The organism is Enterococcus saccharolyticus subsp. saccharolyticus, assembly GCF_029023825.1.
In the GTDB taxonomy this organism is placed as follows: Bacteria; Bacillota; Bacilli; order Lactobacillales; family Enterococcaceae; genus Enterococcus_F; species Enterococcus_F saccharolyticus.
The window spans coordinates 837,501-864,087 of the sequence record NZ_CP118957.1 but is presented as its reverse complement, the minus strand read 5'-3'; the positions used below and the strand labels follow the sequence as shown (position 1 = coordinate 864,087).

27 protein-coding genes, 6 tRNA genes and 1 pseudogene (1 of these 34 running past the window's edge) are annotated in these 26,587 nt (G+C 37.7%); 7 read left to right on the top strand and 27 right to left on the bottom strand.

Annotated elements, in window-relative coordinates; all coding sequences use genetic code 11:
• Positions 1-355: 355 nt before the first annotated feature.
• From PYW32_RS04595 to PYW32_RS04585, 3 genes are all read left to right on the top strand, one after another.
• Positions 356-1,333, top strand: a complete 978-nt coding sequence (locus PYW32_RS04595) for an ABC transporter substrate-binding protein (RefSeq protein WP_016175510.1) — start codon at positions 356-358, stop codon at positions 1,331-1,333.
• Between the two features lie 63 nt (positions 1,334-1,396).
• The gene (locus PYW32_RS04590) at positions 1,397-2,296 is read left to right on the top strand and encodes an ABC transporter permease (RefSeq protein ID WP_016175511.1); all 900 of its coding nucleotides are present in this window, start codon (positions 1,397-1,399) and stop codon (positions 2,294-2,296) included.
• On the top strand, positions 2,293-3,099 hold the full coding sequence (locus PYW32_RS04585; RefSeq protein WP_016175512.1) for an ABC transporter ATP-binding protein: 807 nt from the start codon (positions 2,293-2,295) through the stop codon (positions 3,097-3,099). Before PYW32_RS04590 ends, PYW32_RS04585 begins: the two co-directional genes overlap by 4 nt.
• Before the next feature lie 90 nt (positions 3,100-3,189).
• Here PYW32_RS04585 and PYW32_RS04580 read toward each other — a convergent pair.
• Both PYW32_RS04580 and PYW32_RS04575 read right to left on the bottom strand, forming a co-directional pair.
• Positions 3,190-3,261 (bottom strand) — tRNA-Gln (locus PYW32_RS04580).
• Positions 3,262-3,278: 17 nt separating this feature from the next.
• Positions 3,279-3,351, bottom strand: a tRNA-His gene (locus tag PYW32_RS04575).
• Between the two features lie 223 nt (positions 3,352-3,574).
• On the opposite strand from PYW32_RS04575, the gene PYW32_RS04570 reads away from it, so the two are divergent.
• Positions 3,575-4,546: a diaminopimelate dehydrogenase gene (locus PYW32_RS04570; protein ID WP_016175513.1), complete on the top strand. Its 972-nt coding sequence runs from the start codon at positions 3,575-3,577 to the stop codon at positions 4,544-4,546.
• A 94-nt stretch (positions 4,547-4,640) separates the two neighbouring features.
• On the opposite strand, the gene PYW32_RS04565 is transcribed toward PYW32_RS04570, so the two are convergent.
• Complete coding sequence (locus PYW32_RS04565; protein ID WP_016175514.1) at positions 4,641-5,435, bottom strand: SDR family NAD(P)-dependent oxidoreductase; 795 nt, start codon at positions 5,433-5,435, stop codon at positions 4,641-4,643.
• Between the two features lie 11 nt (positions 5,436-5,446).
• Entirely contained in the window at positions 5,447-6,286 is an 840-nt protein-coding gene (locus tag PYW32_RS04560) for an aldo/keto reductase (RefSeq protein ID WP_016175515.1), read from the bottom strand.
• 131 nt (positions 6,287-6,417) lie between these two features.
• Here PYW32_RS04560 and PYW32_RS04555 point away from each other — a divergent pair, with 131 nt between their 5' ends.
• Entirely contained in the window at positions 6,418-6,774 is a 357-nt protein-coding gene (locus PYW32_RS04555; RefSeq protein WP_016175516.1) for a winged helix-turn-helix transcriptional regulator, read from the top strand.
• A gap of 47 nt (positions 6,775-6,821) precedes the next feature.
• Here the strand turns inward: PYW32_RS04555 and PYW32_RS04550 are convergent, their stop codons facing one another.
• The 19 genes and pseudogenes from PYW32_RS04550 to PYW32_RS04460 form a co-directional block, all read right to left on the bottom strand.
• A complete protein-coding gene (locus PYW32_RS04550) occupies positions 6,822-8,039 on the bottom strand; it encodes a M20 family metallo-hydrolase (protein ID WP_016175517.1) in 1,218 nt (405 codons plus the stop codon).
• A gap of 78 nt (positions 8,040-8,117) precedes the next feature.
• Complete coding sequence (locus PYW32_RS04545) at positions 8,118-8,861, bottom strand: Dyp-type peroxidase (protein ID WP_016175518.1); 744 nt, start codon at positions 8,859-8,861, stop codon at positions 8,118-8,120.
• A gap of 44 nt (positions 8,862-8,905) precedes the next feature.
• Positions 8,906-9,145 (bottom strand): FTR1 family protein, encoded by a 240-nt coding sequence (locus PYW32_RS04540; protein WP_016175519.1) that lies wholly within the window; start codon positions 9,143-9,145, stop codon positions 8,906-8,908.
• Between the two features lie 141 nt (positions 9,146-9,286).
• Positions 9,287-10,480, bottom strand: a complete 1,194-nt coding sequence (locus PYW32_RS04535; RefSeq protein ID WP_016175520.1) for an NAD(P)H-dependent oxidoreductase — start codon at positions 10,478-10,480, stop codon at positions 9,287-9,289.
• A 14-nt stretch (positions 10,481-10,494) separates the two neighbouring features.
• Positions 10,495-11,103 (bottom strand): NADPH-dependent FMN reductase, encoded by a 609-nt coding sequence (locus tag PYW32_RS04530; protein ID WP_016175521.1) that lies wholly within the window; start codon positions 11,101-11,103, stop codon positions 10,495-10,497.
• A gap of 20 nt (positions 11,104-11,123) precedes the next feature.
• Positions 11,124-12,047, bottom strand: a complete 924-nt coding sequence (locus PYW32_RS04525) for an FAD:protein FMN transferase (protein ID WP_016175522.1) — start codon at positions 12,045-12,047, stop codon at positions 11,124-11,126.
• An 18-nt stretch (positions 12,048-12,065) separates the two neighbouring features.
• Positions 12,066-12,923, bottom strand: coding sequence for a helix-turn-helix domain-containing protein (locus tag PYW32_RS04520; RefSeq protein WP_016175523.1), 858 nt, complete (start codon positions 12,921-12,923; stop codon positions 12,066-12,068).
• 189 nt (positions 12,924-13,112) lie between these two features.
• Positions 13,113-14,237, bottom strand: a complete 1,125-nt coding sequence (vanS, locus tag PYW32_RS04515) for a vancomycin resistance histidine kinase VanS (protein WP_016175524.1) — start codon at positions 14,235-14,237, stop codon at positions 13,113-13,115.
• A pseudogene (locus tag PYW32_RS04510) lies at positions 14,221-14,490 on the bottom strand (winged helix-turn-helix domain-containing protein); the annotation flags it as partial. The gene vanS and the pseudogene PYW32_RS04510, both read right to left, overlap by 17 nt.
• A 62-nt stretch (positions 14,491-14,552) precedes the next feature.
• Positions 14,553-15,656: an iron-containing alcohol dehydrogenase family protein gene (locus tag PYW32_RS04505; protein ID WP_016175526.1), complete on the bottom strand. Its 1,104-nt coding sequence runs from the start codon at positions 15,654-15,656 to the stop codon at positions 14,553-14,555.
• 10 nt (positions 15,657-15,666) lie between these two features.
• On the bottom strand, positions 15,667-17,001 hold the full coding sequence (locus PYW32_RS04500) for an aminotransferase class III-fold pyridoxal phosphate-dependent enzyme (RefSeq protein WP_016175527.1): 1,335 nt from the start codon (positions 16,999-17,001) through the stop codon (positions 15,667-15,669).
• Between the two features lie 16 nt (positions 17,002-17,017).
• Positions 17,018-17,812, bottom strand: coding sequence for an ABC transporter ATP-binding protein (locus PYW32_RS04495; RefSeq protein ID WP_016175528.1), 795 nt, complete (start codon positions 17,810-17,812; stop codon positions 17,018-17,020).
• 16 nt (positions 17,813-17,828) lie between these two features.
• Positions 17,829-18,842 (bottom strand): taurine ABC transporter substrate-binding protein, encoded by a 1,014-nt coding sequence (locus PYW32_RS04490; protein ID WP_016175529.1) that lies wholly within the window; start codon positions 18,840-18,842, stop codon positions 17,829-17,831.
• A 16-nt stretch (positions 18,843-18,858) separates the two neighbouring features.
• Complete coding sequence (locus tag PYW32_RS04485; protein WP_016175530.1) at positions 18,859-19,632, bottom strand: ABC transporter permease; 774 nt, start codon at positions 19,630-19,632, stop codon at positions 18,859-18,861.
• A 14-nt stretch (positions 19,633-19,646) separates the two neighbouring features.
• Entirely contained in the window at positions 19,647-19,964 is a 318-nt protein-coding gene (locus tag PYW32_RS04480) for a P-II family nitrogen regulator (protein ID WP_016175531.1), read from the bottom strand.
• A gap of 12 nt (positions 19,965-19,976) precedes the next feature.
• The gene (locus PYW32_RS04475) at positions 19,977-20,303 is read right to left on the bottom strand and encodes a P-II family nitrogen regulator (RefSeq protein WP_016175532.1); all 327 of its coding nucleotides are present in this window, start codon (positions 20,301-20,303) and stop codon (positions 19,977-19,979) included.
• Positions 20,304-20,443: 140 nt separating this feature from the next.
• The gene (locus tag PYW32_RS04470) at positions 20,444-21,625 is read right to left on the bottom strand and encodes a PucR family transcriptional regulator (protein ID WP_016175533.1); all 1,182 of its coding nucleotides are present in this window, start codon (positions 21,623-21,625) and stop codon (positions 20,444-20,446) included.
• Positions 21,626-21,710: 85 nt separating this feature from the next.
• The gene (gene dapF, locus PYW32_RS04465) at positions 21,711-22,535 is read right to left on the bottom strand and encodes a diaminopimelate epimerase (protein WP_016175534.1); all 825 of its coding nucleotides are present in this window, start codon (positions 22,533-22,535) and stop codon (positions 21,711-21,713) included.
• Positions 22,536-22,557: 22 nt separating this feature from the next.
• On the bottom strand, positions 22,558-23,712 hold the full coding sequence (locus tag PYW32_RS04460; protein WP_016175535.1) for a M20 metallopeptidase family protein: 1,155 nt from the start codon (positions 23,710-23,712) through the stop codon (positions 22,558-22,560).
• A gap of 244 nt (positions 23,713-23,956) precedes the next feature.
• Here PYW32_RS04460 and dapD point away from each other — a divergent pair, with 244 nt between their 5' ends.
• Complete coding sequence (dapD, locus tag PYW32_RS04455; RefSeq protein ID WP_016175536.1) at positions 23,957-24,658, top strand: 2,3,4,5-tetrahydropyridine-2,6-dicarboxylate N-acetyltransferase; 702 nt, start codon at positions 23,957-23,959, stop codon at positions 24,656-24,658.
• 160 nt (positions 24,659-24,818) lie between these two features.
• Entirely contained in the window at positions 24,819-26,114 is a 1,296-nt protein-coding gene (locus PYW32_RS04450; RefSeq protein WP_016175537.1) for an ISL3 family transposase, read from the top strand.
• Positions 26,115-26,267: 153 nt separating this feature from the next.
• On the opposite strand, the gene PYW32_RS04445 is transcribed toward PYW32_RS04450, so the two are convergent.
• The 4 genes from PYW32_RS04445 to PYW32_RS04430 all read right to left on the bottom strand — a co-directional run.
• Positions 26,268-26,352 (bottom strand) — tRNA-Leu (locus PYW32_RS04445).
• A gap of 16 nt (positions 26,353-26,368) precedes the next feature.
• Positions 26,369-26,439, bottom strand: a tRNA-Cys gene (locus PYW32_RS04440).
• A 35-nt stretch (positions 26,440-26,474) separates the two neighbouring features.
• Positions 26,475-26,546: transfer RNA gene (locus PYW32_RS04435), tRNA-Gln, on the bottom strand.
• Positions 26,547-26,562: 16 nt separating this feature from the next.
• A tRNA-His gene (locus PYW32_RS04430) sits at positions 26,563-26,587 on the bottom strand (it continues 48 nt past the right edge of the window).

Genomic DNA, 26,587 nt, shown 5'->3' with positions numbered 1-26,587 from the left:
GAGAGGATGCTTTTTTATTGGCGAAAAGTTCTGAAAATTTGAAATTTTCGATTGACTTAACGCCCCTTTTTCTCTTATACTAAATACATTCAATGTGGAGGGATTATTATGACCAATTTAAATACGCAAACACAATTGAATTATTTTTACTTTAGCTATTTTAGATAGGCTTGTAGTCGGCAATTTGGGTACAGGCGGAAAATTCTTTTCGTATCTATTGGGCTAAAGATTTTTGTTAGCCATGTAGACATTTCCTAAATGGCTGAAAATGTTGATTTTAAGATGTTTTTCATCCATTTGGACACTTGTCTGAATGGATTTTTTATTTTTAAAAATTATTCTAGGGGGAAAAAAGATGAAGATGAAAAAAATCGTAACGACTAGTTTCGTCGCATTGAGCGTGCTCGCGTTAGCCGCTTGTGGCGCACCAGAAAGTACGTCAAAAGACAGCGATGCAAAAAAAGTAGGTGTTCTACAAATTGTACAACACGGTTCACTAGACGCTGCTTATGAAGGATTTAAAGAAGGGTTAGCAGAAGGTGGTTACAAAGAAGGCGAAAATTTAGTGATTGACTATCAAAACGCCCAAAACAATCAAGACAACCTGAAAAGTATGAGTGAAAAATTGGTCAAAGATAAGTCCGATTTATTATTAGGAATTGCTACTCCTGCTGCTCAATCATTAGCAAATGAAACGCAAGATATTCCAATTGTGGTAACAGCTGTTACTGATTTAGCAGAAGCAAAATTAGTTGATTCCAACGAAAAACCAGGACGTAATGTGACAGGTACAACTGACATGGTTCCAGATATTAGCAAACAAACTGATTTATTACTAAGCATTATTGATAATCCAAAAACAATTGGTATCATGTACAATGCCGGTGAAGCCAATTCAAAAATCCAAGCAAACTTAGCTAAAGAAGCCTTGGAAAAAGCTGGTGTGAAAGTTAAAGAATTAACAGCCAACACCACCAACGATGTCCAACAAGTAACAACTAGTTTAGCCAAAGATGTTGACGGTATCTATATTCCAACGGATAACACTTTTGCAAGTGCGGCAACTGTTGTTGGTGAAGTAGCAAAAGAAACAAAAACACCAATCGTTGCAGCATCTATTGAACAAGTAGAAGCTGGTGGTTTAGCGACTTATGGTATCGACTATGAGTCATTAGGCAAACAAACTGGTCTAATGGCAGCGAAAATTCTTGATGGTGATGCCACACCAAGCACAATGCCTGTTGAATTTGCTAACGAATTGAAATTAGTCGTTAACGAAGATATGGCAGAAGCATTAGGTATTGATCCAGCAAGTATTAAAGCACCCGAATAAGGCGTTTGCGAGGACGATACTGACTCGTTCTCGCTATTATTTTATAAGATTTGAGGAATAATTATGGATATATTAATTCTAGTGCAATCGGCGACTTCTCAAGGAGTCGTTTGGGCATTGTTAGCGATTGGTGTCTTTATCACCTTTCGAATTTTAGATATTGCAGATTTAACCGCCGAGGGAAGCTTTCCGCTAGGAGCTGGGATTGCGGCAATTAGCATTACCAATGGTTACTCGCCATGGATTGCTACAATATTAGGATTTGTTGGCGGTGTGTTAGCTGGTTTAGTCTCAGGATTACTTCATACGAAATTAAAAATCCCTGCACTGCTAGCGGGAATTATCACGATGACGGGGCTCTACTCGATTACCTCTCGGGTCATGCAAGCACCAAATATTGCCTTATTAGGCGAAAAAACTGTTTTTAGTTGGTTGCAAGAATTAGGGTTAACCAAAATTAATGCGACCATTGTTGTCGGAACACTGATTGCTGCGCTGGTCATTTTATTATTGTTCTTATTTTTCCGTACAGAAATTGGATTAGCGATTCGAGCAACAGGTGACAACATCGATATGAGTGAAGCGAACGGAATCAACACAGACACTATGAAAATGATTGGTTATATGATTTCCAATGGGTGCATCTCATTATCCGGTGCATTGATTGCTCAAAATAATGGCTTTGCTGATTTAAACTCAGGTGTCGGAACCATCGTTATCGGTTTAGCATCGATTATCATCGCAGAAGTATTATTCCGTAACCAACCATTGTTGTTCCGTTTGATCACCATCGTTGTCGGTGCGATTATCTATCGCTTTATCTTAGCGATTGTCTTTGAATTAAATGTTGAACCCGCCGATTCAAAAATCGCGTCTGCTATCGTCTTAGTCTTGTGCTTATCCTTACCACAACTACGCGATAAATTAGGGTTAAACAAATCAAAAGGAGGCGTGAAAAAATGAGTACTCCTGTCTTAGAGATTAGAGAATTACATCAAATTTTTGAACAAGGAACAATCAATGAAAACCACGTCTTAAAAGGGATTGACTTAACGATTCAACCCGGTGAATTCATTACAATCATCGGCGGAAATGGTGCGGGTAAATCCACTTTGTTAAATAGTATTGCTGGTGCGATTCCACCTAAGCAAGGAACGATTTTACTAAATGGTAAAAATGTGACGAAAGATTCTGTTATCAAGCGTTCGAAATCTATCAGCCGCGTCTTTCAAGACCCCAAACTAGGGACAGCTGTTCGGCTAACCGTTGAAGAAAATCTAGCACTTGCTTTAAAACGTGGGAACAAACGCGGATTTGGACTAGCTGTTAAAATGAAAAATCGTCCATTCTTTAAAGAACAATTGGCAACATTAAACTTAGGCTTAGAAAATCGTTTGACTGCTGAAATTGGTTTACTTTCAGGTGGACAGCGTCAAGCCATTACCCTTTTAATGGCCACTTTGGTACGACCTGACTTAATTTTATTAGATGAACATACTGCAGCTCTCGATCCTAAAACATCTATTACCGTCATGGAATTAACTGATCGTTTGATTAAAGAACATCAATTAACAGCATTTATGGTCACCCATGATATGGAAGATGCGATTAAATATGGGACTCGTTTAATTATGTTGCATCAAGGAAAAATTGTCGTTGATCTTTCAGAAGAAGAAAAACGTCATTTAACCGTTCCACAACTAATGGAAATGTTCCAAAAAAATAGTGGTACCGAATTAAAAGATGACCAGTTATTATTAAGTTAAACAAAAATAAACGCAGCGATGCCTAGAAATCGTTGCGTTTATTTTGTTATAAAAAAAAGACAATTATCTTTTTGATAATTGTCTTTGCGACTGGGGTAGCTGGATTCGAACCAACGCATGAGGGAGTCAAAGTCCCTTGCCTTACCGCTTGGCTATACCCCAAGATTAAAAAATTAAAGGGCGACCGATGGGAATCGAACCCACGAGTGCCGGAGCCACAATCCGGTGCGTTAACCACTTCGCCACGGTCGCCATCATGTTAGATTACCTAACAATTAGTCGTTTGAATTTCAACGACTAAATTAGTATAACACCGACTACCTTATTTGTCTAGTTTTTTTCTGTTATTTTTTCAATTTTTTTTGTACATATTTCCTCATTCTTTTCAAAATATTCAAAATTTTTTCTCCTCCCCTACTACCATGGCAATGAAACATGTTATAATTTTTTTATCTTAATAAAAGGAAGTGTCACAATGATAAAAGTCGGAATTATTGGTTATGGTAATTTAGGTCGCGGTGTCGAACGTGCGTTAAAACAAAACAAAGATATGGAATTAGTTGGCGTATTTACCCGTCGCGCACCAGAAACAGTTACAACAGAAGGAGCATCCGCTTATACCATGGATGAGTTAGCTGCCTATCGAGGAAAAATTGATGTATGTATTTTATGTGGTGGTTCTGCAACTGATCTACCCGTTCAAACACCTGAACTTACACACACATTTAATACTGTTGACAGTTTTGACACACATGCGAAAATCCCAGAACATTTTGCAGCTGTTGATAAAGTTGCTAAAGAAAATCAAACCGTTTCTGTTATTTCTACGGGTTGGGATCCAGGTTTATTTAGTTTAAATCGTCTCTACGCCCAAAGCATTTTACCACAAGGCGAAACCTATACCTTTTGGGGCAAAGGCGTGAGCCAAGGACACTCGGATGCCTTACGTCGTATCACTGGTGTAGCTGATGCTACGCAATATACGATTCCCAATACAGAAATTATCGAACGACTAAAAGCTGGCGAAGAATTAACTTTAACGATTCGTGACAAACATTTACGTGAATGTTTTGTTGTGTTAACAGACGATGCAGATGCGGACAGTATTCGCGAAGAGATTGTAACGATGCCAAACTATTTTGCTGATTACGATACCGAAGTTCATTTTATTTCTCAAGAAGAACTAAATCGTGACCATAAAGCAATGCCTCATGGTGGAACTGTCTTGCATACGGGCACCACCCATGAAAATACCAAACAAGTTATTGAATACAATTTATATTTAGAGAGCAATCCTGAATTTACAGCCAGCGTGCTTGTTGCTTATGCTCGTGCCTGTGCACGTCTAGCAAACGAACAAGCTTTTGGTGCCTATACAGTGTTAGATATTGCACCAAAATACCTTTCTGCTGCCTCTGATGAAGAATTAAGAAAAGAACTATTGTAAAAATTAAAACAAGACAAAACTATCTGAACGATACAATTGGATTGCAGGCGCAGTCTCTGTATCGTCCAGATAGTTTATGCTTTTAGAAGCTTGTTTAAAAAATAGTTGGAACTAAACCACCATCTAAACGCAATGCTGCTCCAGAAAAAGAGCGAGCAGCTGGACTTGATACAAAAGTAACGAAACGACCAATTTCTTCAGGACGAATAAAACGTTGAATTTGTGATAACGGTCGATGATTTTTCATAAAATCTGCTTCCCATTCCGTTTCAGACAACGCGCTATCTTGATACATGGCAACCAACATGTCTTGCACACCTTCTGTTAACGTGGAACCTGGTAAAATTGTATTGACTGTCACATTACTGCCTTTAGTTAAAGTGGACAAGCTTTTAGCTAAAGACAAATTCATGGTTTTCGTCATGCTATATTGCGCCATCTCACCAGAAGGCATAATTGCTTCTTCACTGGCAATAAATAACATCCGACCAAAGTCTTTCGCTAACATCTTCGGCAAATAAAATGTCGCAAGGGCATTGCCTGCTAAAACATTGGTCTGGAAATACGTTTCCCATATGTCATCTGTAATATCAAAATAATCCATCGGCTGAAAAATCCCCATATTATTGATTAACACATCGACATCTGGAAATTGTGCAAACAGCATTGCACGCGCAGCTTGATCGGTTATATCATACGGCGCAGCTTGCGGTGTGGTTTGGGGAAATTGTTGTTGTAATTCATCCACAATTGCTTGAACCATTTGTTCGTTACGACCATTGATAATGACATTGGCCCCTTCACGTGCAAATTCTACAGCAATTGCCCTCCCTATTCCTTTCGTTGAACCAGTGACCAACACTGTCTTATTTGCTAAATACAATTCCATCTTTCTCCTCCTTAAAAATCAAATACATCCGGATCTGGTCCCACACGTAGATTTTCATTTAATGCATGCAACTTAGCCATATCTGCTTGATCTAATTCAAAATCAAAAATTGCTGCATTACTTTGCATCCGTTTTGCATGGATAGATTTCACAACCAATAAAATATCTTGTTGCACATCCCAACGTAAAATGACTTGTGCTGCTGATTTTTGATGTTTTTCAGCTATCTCCAAAACAATTGGATGCGTTAATAACGCGCCTTGCATCAAAGGCGACCAAGCTTGTACATGGATTCCTTGCTTTTGGCAAAACGCACGAAGTTCTCGTTGTGATAGTTTAGGATGTAATTCAATTTGATTCAACACTGGCATCACTTTAGCAAAAGATGCTAATTTTTCTAAATGATGAATTTGGAAATTACTCACACCGATTGCTTTAATTTTCCCCTCAGCATACAACGCTTCTAAAGCACGCCACGCTTCTTCAAACGCATCGATGCCGGGCCAATGAATTAAATACAAATCTAAATAATCCAGTTGTAAGCGTGCTAAGCTCTCTTCAAATGCTTGTTTAGTCTCTTCATAAGACAAATGATTGTTCCAGACTTTGGTCGTAATAACTAACTCTTCACGCTGTAATCCTGTGGCTTTTAATCCTTCCTGAATCCCTAAGCCAGTTGCCGTTTCATTTCCGTAAATTTGTGCTGTGTCAATTAAACGATAGCCATTAATAATGCCTGCTTTGACAACTTCTGCAGTCTCTTCTTCGGGTATTTGAAAAACACCTAGACCTACTCCTGGTATTTCTACCCCATTGTTTAATTTTACGCTATCAGTGAATGATTGAATCATTTTATTCATCTCCTTGAAAATTTCTATCTGTATCATATAATGTGACTATACAGTTGCATAGTACCTACTTTTTTGTATGATACATACTTAAAAGTATGCAATGGATAAATAAAGGAGTTGTAAATAAAAAAATGACAGAAAAAATTTATAACATTGGCGTTGAAGCAACTATGGATGTTATTGGTGGAAAATGGAAGCCGATTATTTTGTGTAATTTACGAGATGCCCCGTTGCGACCAAGTGATCTTCAACGTAAGATTCCGGGGATCAGTCAAAAAATGCTGACCCAACAATTACGTGAATTAGAACAAGCCAATATTGTGCATCGAAAATCCTATCACCAAGTACCACCTAAAGTAGAATATTCATTAAGTGACTATGGACAAACGCTAAGCACGGTTTTAGATAGTCTGTGCGAATGGGGAAAATTGCATGTCGATACGTTACAAAAACAAGGACACCCTATCATTCTTTTGGAGAGTGAATAAATAAAACTGAAAATGGTGAAGTAATTACGATAGATAAGCTCTTTTGACTAATACGCTAATCGATGGATCAATTCTTTCAGTACCTCTTTGCCATTTTCTAAATCCTCACTAGCAGTGTATTCATAAGGTGAATGTGAGATACCGTTATGACTTGGGACAAATAGTAGAGCAGTTCTAGTAACAAGATTCATAATTTGTGTATCATGACCAGCACCACTCGGCATTTTTTCATAAGTCAGCTTTTTTTCTTTGCAAATTGTTTCCAATAACGTTAAAAACTCTGTATCCATTCTTTCAGAAGGTTCATTTAACCAACATTCAACACTCATTGTCATGCCGGTTTGAGCTTCTTTTTTTTGAATATACGCATGCATTTTTTCTTCAAAAACATCGAGTTGATGCGCATCAAGATGTCGAATATCAATAGAAAAGACCGCTTGTCTTGGCACAACATTCGTGACATTTGGACTAACCTTCATTTCTCCCACTGTGTAAACAAATGGTTCGCCAATAGTTTGGGTAACCTCTTCTAAATAACCGATGAGTTGAAGCGCTTGTTTAAGGGCATCTTTACGCATGGACATTGGTGTTGTCCCTGCATGATTTGCTTCACCGTTAACAGTGACCGTAAATTTCTTTTGGGCAACAATGCCGGTCACAAGTCCGATTTGCTTGTTTTTCCGCTCTAATACAGGTCCCTGCTCAATATGAATTTCTGCAAAACTAATCGGTTGTTGTGCTTGTCCTACTGGAAATTTTGCTTTTAAAACATCGAGCGCTTTTTTTCGTTCTGCCATAAAAAAGGCACCGTCCCCATCTTTCAATTGTTCCATCTCTGGTAAATCATCAATAATAAAGCGAGAACCGGAAAAATTCATTGGAAAACGACTTCCTTCCTCTTCTGAAAAAAGGAAAATCTGCATATCCTGTTTTGGGGTACCATAACTGTCAACCAATTCTTTCACAGCAATAATTGCAGCAGCGATCCCATAAACACCATCGTATTTTCCTGCATCAACGACAGAGTCAAGGTGACTTCCTAAAGTCACTACACCTTCTTCAGTTCCTTTAACGGTTAAAATACCATTGCCCATTTCATCAATCGCCACATTCATTCCCAAAGATTGTCCCAAAGTTAATAAATAATCTTGTGCTTGTACCCAACTCTCTTGATACACCAATCGTGTAATTTTGGGTGCATCATCATTGGTGAATGTCGCGACTTTTTCAATAATATCTTGAATGGTTTGTGCTGTTTGCATCATTTTATCCTCTCCTTTTCTTTCCAGTATAACGCAGGCAAAAGAAAAACTCTCAAAAATTTCTTTTCGAGAGTTTTTTTACTAAGCGAACAACCGTTGCCCAAAATATTCACCGTTCTTCAAGCCTTTTTGGCAAGCATACAAACCATTACCAATGGGAATCGTATATTCATTCAATTTATCTTTTCTACCCATTAGTTGCAACATAGGAATATATTGTTCTTCTGGATTTTGGGTGAAAGCAATAAACAATAAACCTGCTTCAATCGTACCGGTTATTTCATCAATACCATTCTGATACGAATACGCACGACGATGCATTTTCTTTTTAACGTCTTTGGCTAATTTTACATGGGAATCGATTGGTTGCTTTGATAAAATAACTGGTTCAAATTCCTCTTGGCGCCCATATGCTGCACCCGATTCTTTCTTGCGTCCAAAGGTATCTTCTTGATCTAATAAACTGGAGCGATCCCAAATTTCCAACAACATTTTGATTTTTCGATAACCTAGATAAGTCCCCTCTTGAAACCATGTCGGCTCATCTGGACCTGCCCAAACAACCTCGTCATACCCTGATGTTGTTTCATGTTCCACATTCGCTGTTCCATCTTTAAATCCAAATAAATTACGTGGCGTTTCATCTTTTCCTCCTTGTAAAAAACCACCAATTAATTGTTGTATCGATACTTTTCCGACTAAACCAATAATAAAAATAACGATTTCTAAGCCTTCACGAATCACAGCTAAAAAGGCTAACGCGGCCAGTCCGAATACACCACTTGAAGATGTGCTCTGACTTTTTTCTTTGTAGAATGCAGTCATCTTTTGAACATCCGAGGATTTATACATCCAAATGCCGACGAAAACTAACATGACACTTGAAAAAAAACACCGGAATAACCATTAATCAATTGGCTATTGGTCCCAAAAGCGACGACAGATAACACATAATAAACCAAGACACCAATCGCTAAACTCGTGATACCACCCAAGGCACTCCCACCAATAATCCAACGTTTTGCTGCTTTACTATCCCCTTGCTTTACAACAGAAAGTAACAAACTGATAATTAACATCGCTTCTAAACCTTCTCGAAAAGGAATCATCGCCACATCAAGTATCGAATATTCTAAAGAAAATAGATAATTATTGCACAATTTTTTTTAAACCGAGCATTTTATCACTAAATGTTAGTTTTAACCTACAAAAAAGAGGCGTAGATTTCATGAAAAATCTACGTCTCTTTTTTAAGCATGCTCCGAAGCACCTGACACGGCATCGACATCGCCGTCTTGATGATTATTCACAGATGCGCTTGTTGTGGCATCCACGTCACCAACTAGTTTTTGACCTGTTTGTTGTAAATACCAATCAATCGTTGGTTTCAAATCCCAAATGTATTCGTTAATGCCCACATAGTTTCCTGCTTCGTCGTGCATCGCTTGATAATTATGAACGACATATTTATCTGGTCCGTGTGTTGGCACATGTACTTTGACGCAATCTTGAGCACCTGAACGTAATTGTTGAATCACCCATTCGACACCTTTGTAAACTCGTTCTGGATGACATTTGGCTAGAGGGTTTCCGACTTGTCCAGGGGTACGAGAGGCCAACATCGCGTCTGCTTCTTTTGTGTAATTGTAATATAAGAATTGGTTGTTATTATCCGCATACGTCAATTCCATTGGCATTGACGCAAGGAAGTAGTTCAACTGATCGACTGTTAACAACCCACGATTTAATTGCACATAATCATTTCCTGCTGCTGGTTTGACAATCTCAGACGCTTGTTCCAACCAATCGTCTGCATACATATCTGCCCCTTCAACAGTTGTCTCGATTGTCCCTGTAGCGAATAAATCTTCTGGTTCAGCAGCTGCTTTAGGACCTTGCATGACTGTCACTACGTCAATAAATTGCACAAATTTTTCTAAAGTGGTTTGTAGAAAATCAACGGTACGCTTTTCTTTTAAATCCCCTTGATCATCGAACGCTTCCTTCACTTTTCCTAATAAAAACTCATTTCCCGGCATGACAATTGCATTGACACCAGGTGCATCTAAAATTTGACGCAAATGTAGCTGTGCACGTGAGGATCCTTGATCGTAATAAGACGCGCCAACAATCATGACTGGCTTATTTTCTAAAGGATGAATTTTAAACGACAACCATTCCAACACACTTTTCAACGCAGCCGGAATTGTATGATTGTGTTCAGGCGTGGCAATAATCACACCATCCGCTTGTAAAATTTTATTGCTTAGTTGTTGAATTGGAGCACTCATCGTTTGGTCATCACTTTGATTAAACAAGGGAATGTCTTTAATTTCTAACACTTCTAAATCAAATAAATTGCCAAAATGTTTTTTGATATATGCCAGCAACATTCGATTATATGATACTTCTGCATTTGATCCGACAATACCTACTAATTTCATCTATATTCGCTCCTTTATACTTCTTCCCAAGAAAAGTTTTCTGCTGCTTTTTTGTTCATTTCATGTGCATGATTCAGTTGTTTCATTAGTTCAACAAATACTAAGAAATCAGTAAACAATCCTTCCAGTTGAGCCACTTGTTCGGAATCTTTTAAACAGTTGTCATTGTCAAACGCTTGTAGTGAATGGCTGAGTAAAAATTCTGAACTCGGCATAATTCGCGCTTTTAATTCAGGAGCATCCAAAATTTGTCGCAAATGCATTTGTGCCCGAGAAGAACCTAATGTACCGTACGATGCACCAGTAATCATAACTGGCTTATCGACAAACGGATAAATTCCATAAGACAACCAACTTAATACGTTCATCAATGATGCAGGTACCGCATGATCGTATTCTGGGGTACTGATGATTACGCCATCTGCTGCCTCAATTTTGTCTGCAAGTTGTTGAACAATTTCTGGCACGCGAATTTCTGTCGGTTTGTTAAAAATAGGAATCTCCTTAATCTCTACGACGTCAATTTCTGCTTGGTCGGCAAAATGTTTGCTCATAAACTGTAATAACTGACGATTTGTTGAATGTTCTGAATTGGTGCCAACGAGGCCAATAAGTTTAACCATGTGATAACTTCCTTCCATTTTTATAAATATTTTTTCATCCCGTTTGAATACAAGATGTGTTGCTTTTGTGTCATAACAATGCCGTCAATCGCTGGTAATTGATTTAATTCCGCTACTATCTCTGACGAAGTTTTTCCAAATAAACGTGTCGTCCAAATCTCACCATCTAACGAATCTTTGGCGACAATCGTAATGCTGGTGACATCAGTTTCTGCTGGATAACCAGTTTGCGGATCTAAAATATGATGATAACTTTTTCCATTGTGTTCTAAATGGCGTTCATAAATACCCGATGTAACGACAGAACAGTCATTGACTTTTATTGTCAGCGCATATTGATTACGAGAGGCACCTGGCTGTTGGATTCCAATTTTCCAATACCCTAACTCTCTGCTTGGACACGGGCCAAACACCATGAGATTGCCGCCAAGGTTCACCATCCCTGATTGCACGCCATTCTCTTTAAAATAGGTGACTAATAAATCAGTAAAATAGCCTTTTGCCAATGCCCCCAAGTCAATAGACATTCCTTTTTCTGCTAAATAGACTGTTTGTTTTTGAGTATCTAATTGAATTTTTTGTGGATTTGTTTGTTGTAACAATCTCTGAATGTCACTATCAGTAGGTACACGGGCATCTGCGAAACCGATGCGCCAATTTTGTACTAAGGGACCTATGGCAATATTTAACCGACTATTTGCTGCACAGCTGTGTTTGGTGCCAATCTGGATTAAGTCAAATAATTGCGAATGAACGGACACTGGTTTGACACCTGCACATTTATTCACAAAAGATAATTCAGAAGTGGCATCATTGGCACTAAAACGTGCTTCATAACTTTTTAGCCGTCGCTCCGCCTCTGCTAATAATGGTCTTGGTCGTGGATGGGTAATCGTTAATTGAATAATAGTTCCCATTAGACGAATGGTTTTAGTCTCTTGCATCTTGCTTGCTCCTTTGAACTAATGCTTTTGTACTTGTGCTTCAAGCAACGCTAATTCATTTAATGCAATCTGATTACGATTGATCTTGGAATATGCTCGTGCATCATAAATTAATTCCAGAATCACAGCTTTTTCTTCATTTGTGGTTATAGCATTTTTTGCTAGTTGAACGGCTGCGCGTGCTAAGTAATAAGTTACGTGATTATCTGAACAAATTGTGACAGCATAATGCAATAACGCATTACTCAACTCCAATTCTTGGATATGCGCATAAAAAACTCCGCTTTGAAAAACAATATGTAACACACGCCATGTATCTTCCATATCTTTAATCGGGTATTGATAAATTTGTTCTAAGACTTTGTTAAAGTAAAATTCGGCTTTTTCTTCTTGTTGCTCTCTTAAATAAATCATGCCAATGCCTGTGTAAGCCAACAAACGAAAAATAGGATTGGGTTCTTCAGCCAATAAAATTTGATCAAAAACAAACATTACATCCATCACAGATTCCTCTTGGAAAAACATCAAAAACCCTTTTAAGTAATAATAACGCAATACGGCTTGTGCTTCTTCTGCTTCGGGTAACGTAATACTCGTTAATAAATCGGCAGCTTGTTGATATTCACTTGTAATCAAGAAAAATTCTGCTTGATTCATTTTTTCAGTAATCGCAGAATTGGGAATCTCTACTTTAGGAAATAAGTCGCCTAATGATAAATTCAAACGCTTGCATAATTCGAGTAAAATTTTCAACGTTGGAATTTGTCCATTGTTTTCAAAACGGCTTAACGTAGCTTGCGTACAAATGCCTTCTGCTAATTCACTTTGCGACAGGTTTAACGCTTTTCTAGCCTCAATAAAACGTTCAATATTCATCGAGACACCTCTTTCACTAGCAATAGATTGATAACATTTTCACATTTCTTTATAAAGCAAATTCTACTATTCACAAATAAATTTGTCAACACTATTATATAATTTTTTATATAAAGAACATTCATCCTTATCTAAAAAATTGCTAAAAATGCTTTAAAATACGCTTTATGCATTCATTAATATAATTTATTATATAAAAAAACAAGGAATGATTTTTACCTCATTCCTTGTTTTTTGGATAACATCCAACAATATTGTGAAAAAAATTTTATTATTTTCACTTTCTGCATAGATGTTGACACCGTGTAAGTCAATCATTTCTTTGGTAATTGGTAACCCTAAACCAGTTCCACCTGTTGCACTTTGTCTGGCAGTATCCACGCAATAAAAAGGTTCAAAAATGCGGGTCAATTTTTCTTTAGGAATTGTCTTTCCGGTATTTGTCAATTGAATACGGATGTGAGCATCAATCTGTGTTAAAGAGAGATGCAAGACTGATTTTTCCTCACTATAATTAATGGCATTTCGAATCAAATTATCAAATGCACGCTCCATTTTCTCTGGGTCAAGCGCACAATACAGCTCTTTTTGTAAGGCTAATTCCCAAGTCAGTTGTTTTTCTTGCATCACGGGTAGAAACTCATAACTTAATTGCTCTAACATGACACTGATATCCACTTTTTCTTTATCTAACGTCATTGTGGTCAGATTAAACCGGGTAATTTCAAAAAACTCACCGATTAACTGCTCTAAACGCTCGGCTTTTTCCAAAGCAATCGACGTATAACGCGCGCGTAATTCGGTTGATAAATCAGGTTCTTCTCTTAACAAGGTCAAATAGCAGATGACGCTAGTTAACGGTGTCCGTAAATCATGGGCCAAATAAACAATTAAATCATTTTTGCGCTGTTCAGCTTCTTTGGCTGCTCGTTGATTCAGTAAGTTTCGTTCACGAATTTCATTCATTTCATGCTCCACATCCATCAAATTAGCAGATAAATGAATGGGCCGTTCTGGTTCGGTGACTAATTGATTCGTCGTTTGAATGGTTTCATCTAAATATCCCAACGCCTTTTTGATGAAATAGATGGTTAAAATAATCCATGCGCCTAATCCGTAAATAATAATACTCGGATATAAGATTGTTTCAATCACTTTTAGTAATTCATACGTCGGATCACCGTCATACCAAATACGAAAACGCGCAAAATATTTCATGATTAACGGCACCACAATCATCGGTAATACCATCACTGTTAGACTGACAAAGTAACGTGTAAGCAAGTTTTTGGCTAGTTTACTTTGAATTTTCAATCGTATATCCTACTTCCCAAACCGTTTTAATAAATTTTGGTTTTCGTGGTAATTCATGGAGCTTTTCTCGAAGTCGGGCGATATGTGCCATGACAGTATTGTTATTTTCTAAGTATTTTTCTTGCAAAACTACTTCAAATAATTCTTCTGAAGTCACAACTTTTCCTTGTTGTTCAAAAAGATAGACTAAAATTTTAAACTCAATGGGTGTTAATTTAATTTCTTCTCCATATAACCAGCATTGATGACTTGTTAATGTCTGTGAAAAAGACTACTGCCATGTTTTTTACTCATGACAGTAGTCTTTTCGTTTTGTTAAATGAAACTTCGATACATCGTTTCTAAAATTTCATCTGTAATTTCAACTGGATTATTTAATAAATTGGGGTGATGCGACAAACAAACTAAATCAGCTAATTGGCTCTCTGAAATAGCAAAATCTTTTAAATCGATCCGCATGTTCATCGCTACTTTCATGTCATAAATTTTTTCACACATCGCATCAATCGATTCAAAACCAACTTTTTGGGCAAAATCTAATAAACGCTCACTTGCATTGACTTTAGCAAAATAATCAATCGTCAAAGTACACGCTTCTCCATGTGGAATACCATAAATATTCGTTAATGGGTAACTACACGCATGCGAAGAAGTGGTTTTAGGCAAAGCGAAAGCTAGTCCAGCAATCAATGACGCTTCACTCATTTTTTCTCTTGCTTCTAAATTATGCGGTTCATGATACGTCGTCACTAAATGTTCAAAAATCAAACGTGCAGCATGAATTGCTAACGCATCACAGATTGGTTGGTTACCTTTTGACCAGTATCCTTCAATCGCTTGGCATAATGCATCCATTCCAGTATTCGCAGTAACTTGTTTCGGAACAGATAGGGTTAATTCTGGATCAACAAGTGCAATATCAGGATAAAAATTATCTGAAACAATCGGCGATTTCTTACCTAACTCCCGATTGGTTAATACTGCCGCTGCTGTGACTTCTGTACCGGTTCCAGAAGTGGTAGGAATCGCAATTAGTGGCAAGCGTTGCGTCGGCAACGCAATACCTGATCCCAAATAAGCAGCAACTTCTTCTTCTGAAAAACAAAGCGTACCACAAACTTTAGCCAAATCAATGACACTGCCTCCTCCTAATGCCACAATAAATGAAATCTCTTTTTCTTGAATCAAACGAATACATTCTTGTGCTTCAGTCACATCAGGATTCTCTGAAATATCTGTAAATGTGGCGATTAATTGCGGATTTTCTTGAAATAAACGAGCGGCTAAACCATTTTTTATGGAACGCTTGCTACAAATTAATAGTCCTTGTCCTTGAAAATCAGTTAATACTTTCGGTAATTCTTGTAAACGACCCTTACCAAAATGAATTTTTACAGGTTGTACGTAGTCAAAATTCATTTGACACCTCCTAAATCAATGTTTCATCTACCCATGTGAATACTTCATCCACAATCGGTAAGTATTCTGCTAATTCTTCTTTTGTAATCGTTAGTGGAGGACAAATACTCACATAATTGTCACGATTAAAGGCGATAAAACCTTTTTCTTTTAATTGATTCATAATTGCTGGCATGGCTGTATTTGGTTCATTGTAATCGACTAAGGATACCCGATTTTCTTTATCTTTCACCATCTCAAAGGCGGAAAACAAACCAATACAACGAGCTTCTCCCACGCACGCATGTTTTTCTACCATTGTTTCCATAAAGTCTTTTAAAATAGCTTCCATTTCCACAACATGTGCCCCGATGTTGTGCGCTTCATAATAATCGACACACGCATTTCCGACTGCACATGCTAGTGTATGTCCACTATATGTTAACCCACATTGCAAGACATTTTCTTCAAAATAAGAGGAGATTTGTTCATTAACGATAACCCCACCTAAAGGAACGTACGCATTCGTCACACCTTTCGCAAAGGTAATCATATCCGGAACTAAATCAAAATGTTGCCAACCAAACGCGGTACCTGTGCGGTAAAAACCAGCCATCACTTCATCCATGATGAGTAAAATGCCATATTTATCACAGAGTGCACGCACGCCTTCCATGTAACCTTCTGGAGGTAAAATAACACCATTCGCACCGACAATACTTTCCATTAGAATCGCTGCAATTTGGTTAGGGCCTTCATAGCGAATTTGTTGCTCCAACGCCTTTAAATAGTTGTTCGTACATACTTCATCATCCACACCACGTGTATAACCATCTTGATACATGTGCGGATTCATAAATTTGACAAAGCCATTTGCGCCACCTAATTCAGCCGCAAAACGTCGGGCATCCCCACTGGCATTACTTGCACCTAAAGTCGCCCCATGATACGAGCGATAACATGAAAAGATTTTGGTACGACCAGTCACCATGCGTGCCATTTTAATCGCGTTTTCATTTGATTCTGCACCACTATTTGTGAAAAAGACTCGACGGAAAGAAGGACCTGCCAAATCCACCAATTTTTTTGCCAAAACACTCTTCGCTTCTGTGGCGTAAGAAGGTGCCATAAAGGACATCCAATCCGCTTGTTCTTTTAAAGCTGCGACAATTTCTTTGTTATCATGGCCTAAATTCGTACAAACCAATAGACTCGACATATCCGCATATTTATTGCCTTCATAATCGTATAAATAAATGCCTTCCGCTTTGGCTACGGGGATAGCCATTTGACCTGCTTTCCCCCATGATTGTAACACGTGATCGCGATGCAATTCTTGTACTTGTGTTCCAGTTAATTTTCCCATATTATTGTCTCCTGTCTCAATGTTGTGCATTGATAATATTTAAGATTTCTTCTCGTAATTCGGTATACTCTGGTGAATACGTCACACTCTCTTGATTGGTTCCATTAATGTCATACGTAAATTCTGTATGAAATTCTTTCGCAATTTTCCCAGGACGACTGGTCATGACAATCACACGGGTTGCCAATGCTAACGCTTCATCCACATCATGCGTAATTAAGAAAATCGTATTTTGCGTCATATTCCAAATGTCACGAATTAACTTTTGCATATTGATTCTCGTCAACGCATCTAAAGCGCCAAATGGTTCGTCCATCAAAATCATCTTAGGTTCATTAATTAATACTCTAGCAAGAGAAGCGCGTTGACGCATCCCGCCCGATAATTCGTATGGTTTGCTTTTGTGAAACTTTTCTAACTGAACTAATTCCAAATATTTTTCGACATCTTCTTTGACTTGCTCTTTTTGTTGTTTCCGCATTTTCGGACCAAATGCAACATTATCATAGATATTCAACCAAGGATAAAGCGTCGGTGTTTGAAAGACCACGCCACGATCCCAGTCAGGTTTAGTGATTGGTTGATCGTCTATCATTGCTACACCACTGGTCGGTTTATGAAAACCAGCAATGATATTTAATAAAGTACTTTTCCCACAACCACTAGGACCCAAGACACAAATGAATTCGCCTTTTTGAATGTCTAGATTAACATTTTGCAAGGCGACAACTTCAGCTTTGTCGCCTTGATAGACAAGACTGGCATCTTTAATGGAAACCACCACTTCTTCTTCTCTTAAATAGTTGCTCATCTCAACACCTTACTTTCTATTTCAATTTTTCGATATACGATGGGTTAATTGCTTCTTCAAAGACAGAAATTTCAGGCACTTCACTGATACTTCCTTGTGCTTTTAGGAATGTCGCCAAGTCATATAAATTTTGTGATAATTCGCCAATGTTGCCCGTTGTTCCCATATACTCTGGTGCCAACTGTTCCTCTGAATTCAACCATTTTGAGCCATTCATTTGGAATTTCGCATCTTCTGGCGTTAAGCCTAGCGCTTCAGCAATAATTTTGACTGCTTCGTCTTCATTTTCTTGGTATAATCGAACAGCTTTATCAACAGCTCGGATATAAGCTTCGACTAACTCTGGATGTTTTTTCGCAAATGTTTCGGTCACCACTTCCACGTTAGCAGTCATAAACCCTTCGTTAGCTAAATCTTCACTGGTTGCTAGGACGGTTTTATCTGTTAATTGAGAAAGCGTTGGTTCCCAAATGTACGCTGCATCGATTTGATTGCTTTCCCATGCAGTATAAATTTCAGCTGTCTGCATATCAACTAAAGAAACACTGCTTTCTTCAATATTGTTCATTTCCAAATACTTCAACAATGAAAAGTGAGCAGTTGACGAAAAAGGGGTCGCAATTTTTTTACCAACTAAATCTTTCGCAGATTCAATGCCTGGTTTGGCAACTAATGATTCCACACTGCCTAAAATTTCATGCGTCCAAATGTATTCCAATTTTACACCTTGAGCAATTGAAAGAGCTGCTGAACTTGATCCCATTAAGCCAAAATCAATATCTTCTGTCATCATTGCCGTTGCCGTATCACGACCAGCATCAAATACTTTTACTTCAACAGGTACGCCCATTTCTTCTTCAAAATAGTTTTCGGCTTTGGCGATTCCTTCATCATTGGGCATAACTAACGTACCAATAATCACTTTCTCCGCCTTGCCACTTTCTTTTGTTTTTTCTTCTGATTTGCCACATGCCGTTAGTAAACCAACACTAACCATCGCAACAACGACCCATTTTTTAGTTAATTTCATCTTTTTTCCTCCATTTTTAGACTTTACCGCCCCAAGGCACGAGTTTTTTCTCCAATACTCTTAGTAGAAAATCGATTAGGATTCCTGTTAGTCCCATGACGATAATTCCAACAAAGATAACATCATTTCTAAACCAATTTTTTGCGTCTAACACCATCCAACCAATTCCACTTTGTGCAGCAACCATTTCGGAGGCAACCAAGGTGGTATAAGCCACACCGACTGCTGTTCTGATACCGATGAACATCTCTGGCAAACAGGCGGGAAAAATCACAAAGCCAAAAATTTGTAATTGACTCGCACCTAGTGTTTCAGCACTATGGATAAAATCAGCTTTCACTTTTGTAACTCCAGAGACACAAGCGATGTAAATTGGTGCAAAACAGGCTAAGTAAAGTAAAGCAATTTTTGATTCATCATCAATTCCTAAGGCCAAAACCAATAACGTATAATAAGCCAATGGTGGTAGCGGACGATAAAATTCAATAATTGGTGTCAGTACTGCTCGTGCTTTATCTGAATAACCACTCAACAAACCAATTGGTACGGCTGTAATAATAGCTAAAAAGAAAGCCGACAATAATCGATACATACTCGCACCGAAATGTTCTAATAAAGAATGTCCTTTATAATCAGATAATACTTGAATAAAAGCTGTCCAAGTTGCTTGTGGTGTGGGAATTAAACGCCCATCTACCCAATTAAAATTTGTAGCAATATACCAAATGCCAAAAATAACGACGATAGTGGTTAGGGAAATCAACGTATTGATATTTTGTTTATTTTTCATAAGTTCACTTCTTTCTACTCTAAATGTACATTGTAGCTATCAACTATTTTTGTCACAAAAATCTTGCCATCGCCTTCATTTCCTGACCAATTGGCATCAATAATTGCTTGGACGACTTCTTCTTTGGCTTTATCTTCAACAACAATTAAAAACATTCGTTTACTAACCAATTTGGTTTTCAATTTTTTTCCATCCGATAAAATGACTTCAACTGTTTTTTTTCCGCGACCGACTGCTCGAACGCAAGTATAACCTGGGCGATTGATATTAATGAGTGCCTGTTTGGTTGCCGAAGTTTTATTGGGTCTTACAATAGCCATAATTTCAATCATACGATCCCTCCATTACAGTTCCGCTTTTTTGGTACTGATTGTGTATGCCTCACCGACTTCACTAACGAAGACACGTCCATCCCCGTAATTTCCGGAATCACTCGTTTTCGCTACGGTTAAGATAATATCTAATACGGCTTCAACATTTTCCTCTTCTGCTACAATAATCAGTAATGTCTTGGGTAGTTCGTCGTAAAAAACCGTTCCTACTTGTAATCCACGTTGTTTGCCTCGTCCATAAACATCGACTTTGGTCATCGCTGGAAAGCCAGCAATTAATAATGCTTCTGAAACTTCTTCCGTTTTTTCCACTCGAATGATTGCTTGAATCATTTTCATTTGAACCACCTCTTTCTTATGGATTCATTTAATCAAAAAGGCGGGTAGCAAACAATATTCCCTAAACCAAATGTTTTTGTGCATCTGCACAACCACAAAAAAAGAACGACACCTTTGTGCCGTTCTTCAAAAAATTCCTTCTATAAAATAAGGCGAACTTTTAACGCAACCATTAATTCCACTCTTATGGTAAAATCACTTAAGTCACATGCTAAAATTTCTTCAATTTTTTTCAATTTATAGTTGATTGAATTGCGATGTAGATACATTTTATTCGCAACTTCTTGCACACGGCACCCTTCTTCAAAATAAATTTCTAAGAATTGACAATAATCCGTTTGATTCATTTCGTCGTAATCCACAAGATATTTTAACTTATTGGCATAAAACTCACTCATAATCTCTGTATCTTCCATCGCTAATAAGAGCTGTGAAATCCCTAAGTCTTTGTATGATAAGACTTGGTAAGGTTTATCCAATTTTGTTTGCAAGCGCACCACTTTTTTCGCAATATTATAGGTTTTATTAATGCAACGAACACTCAATGTATTGCGGCCAATACCGACATACAATAAATATTCTTTGTGACAATAACGCGGTAAGTTATCAATTAATTGTGTCATCATATGAGAAATATTTTCCTCCAAATAATTCGCAAAACAGACAACTAACGCATCATTCAAACGAAAAACGACGGTCTGGGGAGCAAGATAAGCGAGTGTATTTTCCAGATATTTTTTTATACGCCGTAATTCTTCGGCTGGTACGACTTCTGAAGAATGCCGGTCATGCACTTGAATAATACTGATACAATATTTCCAGTCTACTTGATAGTCATAGCGTGCTAAATCAGCAGAATAAAATTCTTGTTTTTCTGGAAAGAAAATGGCATTTTTAAATGAAGAAACTAACTCATTTTTTCGTTTGTAATTGTTTTGTACTTCTTGAGCGATGATTTTCGCAACATTCGACATGTAGACTTCCCAAGGGAGCGTAAATAAGGGGAAACTATGCTCATTACAAAAATCAATCATATCTGAATCAATGCTTAAAATGTGGCGCCCCACATTGACAATAATTGCGGAAGCACCTTTTTCTAGCGCCTTTTGCATTATTTCAATCAGCGTATTTCCTTTTTCTTTCAAGGCAATTCCAGTAACGATAATGATTTCGCGTCCTTCTAAAAATCCCGTGGTTTCCACACCTTCTACAAAGTGAAACCAATCAATTAAATTACTCATTCCCCCTTCACCCGCTAATAACTCAATGTTATTGTTATTTTCTTGAATCCTTTTATAGATGTCTTTCACTTTAACTGCCAATAGATGCCCCCCTATTTTTACAAAATTCTGAACATTCATACAAAAAGATAAATCAATTCTTTAAAACAGAATTGATTTATCCTCGCTATAATACTAAATCTTCGTCTCGAATGATCCCTTCAATAACAATATTGGTATCACCAATCAGATTTAATGCCTGATCTGAAACTTCTACTTTTAAGACTCCACCTAAAACATTCAGAACAATGGGATCTTGCTCAATCAGCTGTCTTTTTCTTAAAGCGTAGGCAGTGGAACCCGAACCTGTGCCACAAGCTAAAGTAAAATCTTCCACACCACGTTCAAACGTCCGCACAATAACCTCTTGATTCGTTAATTCATAAAAATTAACATTTGCTCCTTTAGATAACTTTTCCCAAAAGCGCAATTTTTTGGCTAAATCACGAAGATCCGCCAATTCAGTGGTTGCTAAATTAGGATAGTGTACCACCAAATGAGGAATCCCTGGATTTCCAAGTTCCACGTAATCAATAACTAGTTCGGGATTTTCCGAAAATTCACAATCAAATGCCACGGTTGTCGGTTCATTTAGCTGAACTTTATACAATCGTTCATCCAAACGCCACGCTTGGACATCTCCGGCAACCGTTTCTATTGTCATTTCTTCTTTCGCAAGACCTTTTTCATAAGCATAACGCGCAATACAGCGTGCACCATTGCCACACATTTCTGCTTCAGTCCCATCTGCATTATAAAAACGCATGCGGAAATCACCTGTATGTTCAGGAAAATCAACGGCCATCACTGCATCCGAACCAACAGAAATTCGATGTTGGCAAACACGTTTAGCTAATTGGGCGAGTTGTTCTCCAAAAAGTTTCAATTCCATATTGTTAATCACAATAAAATCATTTCCAGTCCCTTGCATTTTAAAAAATGGGATATTCATGATTGTTCCTCTTTTCTATCAATTAATTAGTTAATTCTTGAATCAATCCGACGTAACAAGCAATACCATTTAAAAGATTTTTTTCGTCGAACTGCATTTTGCCGTTGTGCAAAGGATGAATGTAGCCTTTTGCTTCATTTCTTGTACCTACAAAGAAAAACATCCCTGGTACAACTTGTTGATACATCGAGAAATCTTCAGCCAACATATAAGGTGGGGTTTCTTGGTAGGCATCCCCAGCTACTTTTTCAAGAGCAGTTACCATCGCTGCGTCATTTTCAACAACACGGTACATATGGTTAAAAATCACTTCTGCTTCACAATCGTATCCTTTCGCAATTTCTTTTGCGAGTATGGCGATACGCTCAGTCATGCGATCATACACTGCATCATCAAACGCTCGCATCGTACCTTCTATATTGACTTGGCCTGCAATAATATTCATTGCTTCACCACCGCTAATCTTGCCAAAAGTTAACACTGCGCTTTCCATCGGGCTAATATTGCGAGAAATAATACTATGCAGTCCTTGAATGACTGCTGAAGCAGCTAAAATCGCATCGGCGCCTTGTTGAGGCTGTGCGCCGTGAGCACTTCGCCCTTTAATTTGAATAGATACTTCACCATTACGCGCCATCATTGCCCCAGGGCGACAAGCAATGACTCCTTCTGCAAAGTCAGGAAAAACATGTAAGCCAACAATTTGCTCAATATTATAAGTTGTAATCAATCCTGCATCAATCATCAACTGAGCACCGCCTGGCCCTTCTTCGGCTGGTTGGAAGATTAAAACGATTGTCCCACGATAGGCTTCAGGATGCTGACTTAAATATTTGGCAAAGCCTAACATCGTCGCCATGTGGCCATCATGACCGCATGCATGCATTTTTCCAAGTGTTTGAGAAGCAAAGTCGACACCTGTCTCTTCCGTCACCGGTAAGGCATCAATATCTGTCCGAAAGGCAATCGTTTTGCCAGGAACGACACTCCGCAACACCGCAACAGTTCCTGTCTCAATCATCGGGTAAACTTCTGTAATGCCAAAAGAAGCTAGTTTTTTGCGTAAATAGTCAGCAGTTTGCACTTCTTCTAATCCCAATTCAGGAATTTGATGCAATTCACGTCGAAATTTAGTCACATCTGGCAATAAATCATATATTTCTTGTGTAATTTTCATAAAACATCGCTTCTTTCATTAAAATAAATAGTTTTTTTCATTATTTTTCAGTAAAAAAATCATAACAATTGATATGTGTTTATCATATAGTATATAATTCCAATATTCTACTGATAAATTTTCAAATCTTCAATTTTTATTTATTGTGTAGAAAAATAATTAGACATATTTATAAAACGAGTAACTCTTGATTCTTTTTATAACTATGCCTAATTGACTAAAAAAGGTCAGAAAAGGAGAACTTATGTCAGAATTACAATTTTCAGATCCGTATCAATTAGCAAAATATATCAAAGATGCGACCAAACAAACACCTGTTAAAGCTTACATCAATGGTGATTTAACAAATGTAACGAGCGATCGTGTTAAAATTTTTGGAAATGTTGCAATCGGTGATGCAGTAGACATCGACGCATTTTTAGAAGCAAATAAAGCCGTTATTAACGACTATTATTTAGAAAATGATCGTCGCAATTCTGCCGTCCCAATGTTAGATGTAACGAAAGTAGATGCACGTATTGAACCAGGTGCATTTATCCGTGACCAAGCAATCATTAATAAAAATGCAGTCGTGATGATGGGTGCCGTGATCAATATCGGCGCTGTCGTTGGCGAAGAAACAATGATTGATATGGGTGCTATTTTAGGCGCTCGTGCAACAGTTGGCAAACGCGCACACATTGGAGCCGGTGCTGTCTTGGCAGGCGTTTTAGAACCACCTTCAGCAAGTCCTGTTGTTGTAGAAGATAACGTCTTAATCGGTGCCAATGCTGTTGTTTTAGAAGGTGTACGCATTGGTGAAGGTGCTGTTGTAGCAGCTGGTGCTGTCGTTACCCAAGATGTTCCAGCAAACGCAGTTGTCGCTGGTTCTCCAGCCAAAATCATTAAAATGAAAGACGATAAAACATTATCAAAAACTGAATTTTTAGATGATTTACGCGGTTAATAAAAAAGTTCCTACTTATCTATTTAGGCTCTATAATTTAATGGACTGATGAATTGAATTCAATTCATCAGTCCATTTGTAATTTTAGGTATTAAAAAACATACCCACTTCCTGTATGATTAAATCACTACAAAATAAACAAGAGAAAGGAGTATGTCTTATGAATAATCATATCAAAAAAATGCTAAGAATTACAGACCCTTCTTTAAAAATTATCCATGTTTCTTACGAAACTATCAAAAATAGACAAACAATCGTCATTGAGGCTACTTGTTCTCCTTATCAAAAGAGCTGTCCAAATTGTGGATGTACAGCTCAAAATCAGTTCGGAAAGCTTTCAATTGTGAAGAATGGAAAAAAATGTGTACGTGTACGATTAGATCAATACAATCATCTTCCAACAATTATCAAGATATTTAAACAGCGATACAAGTGTAAAGAATGTTCAAGTAACTGGACTGCCCAAAGTTCTTTAGTTGAAAAACGTTGTTCGATTGGCTATCATGTAAAATTCAAAGTTATCGATTTATTAAAAGAAAAATGCTCACTTACGTTGATTGCTAAACTTTGTCATGTTTCTATCACCACAGTGATTCGAATCCTGAAAGGATTACGCACTTATATTCCAAATCCTAACACATCTAGTTTGCCTAGTGTATTAATGGTGGATGAATTTCGTTCTCACGCTTCTTTAGAAGATAAAATGAGTTTTATTTGTGCAGATGGGGAAACGGGAAAACTCGTGGATATTTTACCAAAGAGGAAATTAAACAAATTAACACACTATTTTATGGAAAATCCTTCTCGAATGAATGTCCGTTATCTCGTAACGGATATGAATGCAGCTTACGACCAATTAACGAAACGTGTCTTTCCAAATGCGAAAGTAGTCATCGATCGATTTCACATCATAAAACATTTAAATAAATCCTTTCAGGATTTTAGAGTTAAAGAAATGAAGCGAATCGCTGTGACGAAAAATAAAGAAGCCTACTTTAAATTAAAAGCAAATTGGCGTTATCTCACAAAAAATAGAAGCTTAATCCAACATACAGAATATAAAACATGGCGAAGTTTTCGTGCACCTAAATATCAATATTTAACAGAAGCTATGATGATCGATCGTTTATTGAATTACTCACCAGCTTTAAAAGAAACTTATGAATGCTTCCATAATATATCAGATGCGTTAAGAGAAAAAGAACCAGACCTGTTTTTCACCTTAATCAACGAATTACCAGAGCACTTAGATGAATCGTTTCGTAAGAAACTCCAAGGACTAACTAAGTATGAAGAAGGCATACGAAATGCCATGGTATATCCTTATTCTAACGGAAAAATAGAAGCTAAAAATACACACATCAAAACACTGAAGCGAGTGAGTTATGGATTTAAATCCTTTGACAATATGAGAACGAGAATTTTTATGATGAATCAGTTGATTATTGTAAAATAACAAAAAAATCAGAGTAAGACGATTTCTCTACTTACTCTGATTTATAAAATTCCTCTTCATCAGTCCTTATTGACAAAGAGCCCAAAAATACCCCTAAAAAACAAAAATGGTATAGCTGAACGAATCGTCTAGAAACGTTGCTATACCAACTTATACCGGCGGCCGGGGTCGAACCGGCACGCCCTTAACGGGCACTGGATTTTGAGTCCAGCGCGTCTGCCAATTCCGCCACGCCGGCAAATTATAATGTACTAAGGCGGTAACCGGATTTGAACCGGTGATGAAGGTTTTGCAGACCTCTGCCTTACCACTTGGCTATACCGCCATTATGTTAATGTATTTACTTTGTAAGAAGTAAAACTGGGGTAGCTGGATTCGAACCAACGCATGAGGGAGTCAAAGTCCCTTGCCTTACCGCTTGGCTATACCCCAATATTAATTTTACAAAGGCGAACGATGGGAATCGAACCCAC